We start from the raw sequence: 226 nt of genomic DNA on the forward strand, positions 1-226 counted from the left end.
CTGTTACTGTTGTTCCCGGTGGGAATTTGTCTTTGTTGACTTCTTTAATTTTATCTTCTACAGCTTTTCTTTCTTCATCAGTTAAGTTTGTGACATCTTTTACTGGTGTTTTTTCTGGTACTGTTGGGGTTATTCTCTCTGCGTCTGTTGGATTTAATGGTTTCACTAAATCTGTGCCTGGAATAACATCTTTACTTCCGTCTGGATATGTAATGGTTGCTGTACC

At 37.6% G+C, this 226-nt stretch carries 1 pseudogene; it reads right to left on the bottom strand.

The window, feature by feature from the left end:
• Window positions 1-226 (bottom strand): annotated as a pseudogene (locus tag E4T68_RS09445) (hypothetical protein); the annotation flags it as partial.

It is taken from the genome of Granulicatella sp. WM01 (assembly GCF_004570605.1).
In the GTDB taxonomy this organism is placed as follows: domain Bacteria; phylum Bacillota; class Bacilli; order Lactobacillales; family Aerococcaceae; genus WM01.